Source organism: Muribacter muris, from assembly GCF_001038205.1.
GTDB classification, from domain to species: Bacteria; Pseudomonadota; Gammaproteobacteria; order Enterobacterales; family Pasteurellaceae; genus Muribacter; species Muribacter muris.
Genome location: NZ_JWIZ01000073.1, coordinates 1 through 2,177 on the forward strand (window position 1 = coordinate 1; position 2,177 = coordinate 2,177).

Below are 2,177 nucleotides of genomic sequence, written 5' to 3' on the forward strand. Positions count from 1 at the left end.
GCTCAACCTCCTGACTATAACCTTTCAACCGGTTAGTGCGTATCTCTTGCTCCAATTCCTGGATTCGCACCTGCTTCGCCACCTCCGGCATTACCTCTTGCCGACCCAACAATTTAAACATCTCGTTGGTGGTGTATGTGCCGCTTCCTATCCCTGCGTCCGATGAATTGGTTACCACAAACCAATGTATCGGTTTGCTATTGTCCCGATTATTTTGACGCAGTGTATTCCAATGGGCGATAAAGGCTTTGACTAACGGCGGAAAACGAAAATATTGGTTCTCCGTGTAAATATAACTGGTCGTATGCCTGATATTGCGTAGATACATCGCTTTGATATCTTCTACATCCGGCTTGTCGTAGGTTCTCAAAATTTGTGCCATCAATTTCGTCCCCTCTCCCGACAGCGGAAAAACTTCCCGCCTTATCTTACGCCGTGCCGCTATCACCTCTTCTTCCCGTGCCTGTTCCGCCGCACTCAAACGGTGATTCCATAAACGGCTGTCTTGACGTAGCCAAGAATCACAAAAATTGCGGTTTAAATCCCACAGCTCTTGACCGCTGACAATACTTGAGACATCTTGCAACGGGGTCGGTGAGTTTTTGCCAATATTCGGGGAATCCGCCACCGCCATTGAATGGCTGTCGTCATCCCAGTAGTTATCGACCATATTGTGTTCTAGCACAAACCCCACCGCATCTTGGGGGGATTCATAATCAATCAATACGGTTTTTTGGTGGTGTGATGCCGTTGTTTTTAACACCAGTTGTGCTTGGCTTGGCAACTTATCATCTAAATATGTATTCTGTTGCGAGGCAACACTGCGAAATTTTACTTGGAGGTTTTTACGGTAAGGCGACACATTAAATTGTCTGAGCAACTCGGCACTAAACAGGTGGCGTTTCCTAAAATAGTGATAGTCCATAAAAACTTTATCCACATTGCCAATGCCTTTTAAAACCGCATCAGACAGTTCTTCCCGTGTGAGTAAGTTCCCCCGTATCGCTTCATACCAAAATCTATCATAGGCTGCCTGTTCATCGCTTACCCCATCTACCCGACCTTTTTGGAATAACAGCAATTCGGGAAAATTGCCTAAATTCGCTTCCATTACAGTTTCCAGCGAGCCGACCATTTGCCAAACCAATAATCTCACTTGAAATTGCGGATTGTCTAAAATTTTCTTAATCAACAATTCCCCTATACAGTGAGAATGACCGTCGCGCCTAAAAAACATTGAGGGCTGAAAACCCCAAATCGCAATATCAACCGAGTATTTTGCCCGTTCGATTTTGTTATAGACTGCCTCAAAAGCTTCCCGCCCATTCACTAATGTTTGAAGCGTTGCCTTCACCGGTTCACTCCCCTCTTCCGGCACATTCGGCTTACCGCTGTTCGCCCGCTTTAAAAACCAATCGACGGTTGCCGTAACCTCATTATCGTATTTGGCGAGGCTTATTCTCACTGTCGTCATTGGCTATTCCTTATCCCGAATCAATTTCTCATAGGATTTCGCCTGTTCAATTTCCTGTACCGATTCATCATAAACTGAAAACCCTTGATGGGAAATCGCATCAAGGGTTGTCTCAGGCTGATACTCTTCAATTAAAGCGAGAAGATAAGATTGTCCGTTTGCAAAATCCAAGCGGCATTCTTTGATTTCCTGACTCAGCTCAAAATGTACTATGCCTTCTTCATCAGTAACGCCCCTCGCCATTTCCACACCATCAACAGATAAAATATAAGGCATTCCTTGATAAATGCTTTGGTCGGAATGCGCAGATTGCGTAACCCTAAACTGAATTGCCCTTGTATTATCCGTCTCGCTTTTACCGTGTACCGTTTTGGTCAAGTCATTGACGGTAATGGTCGGAAAACCGTTCATAATCACACCACCGCAACTGGTTTTATCGCCTTCTCTAGCAAGGGATTTCCCGCCGATAGATATGGATTTTGCCCCTTCCACTATCACACCTGTATGCCCCGGACATTCTACTTTATCCCCGACACAAGCCGCCGCTTTTCCGCCAAAACTGACCGAAGATTGCCCGCTTACCACTTTGCCGACCGAGCCGTCAGGGTGAATGACACTTGCACCAATATGCGCCGGATTTCTGCCTTTCGGGGTAATATGCCAACGTAGCACGCTTTTTTGAACCATTTTTTCTCCTTTCATT

At 45.6% G+C, this 2,177-nt stretch carries 1 protein-coding gene and 1 pseudogene; both read right to left on the reverse strand.

The genetic code is table 11. The annotated features are described in order from the left end of the window. A pseudogene (locus RO21_RS10150) lies at nucleotides 1-1,474 on the reverse strand (phospholipase D-like domain-containing protein); the annotation flags it as partial. A gap of 3 nt (nucleotides 1,475-1,477) precedes the next feature. Further along, on the reverse strand, nucleotides 1,478-2,161 hold the full coding sequence (locus tag RO21_RS12230) for a PAAR domain-containing protein (protein ID WP_084724292.1): 684 nt from the start codon (nucleotides 2,159-2,161) through the stop codon (nucleotides 1,478-1,480). Nucleotides 2,162-2,177: the final 16 nt, after the last annotated feature.

Excerpts from the sequence above, each read along its gene's own strand:
- RO21_RS12230 (WP_084724292.1), bottom strand. The coding sequence starts at position 2,161 with ATGGTTCAAAAAAGCGTGCTACGTTGGCATATTACCCCGAAAGGCAGA.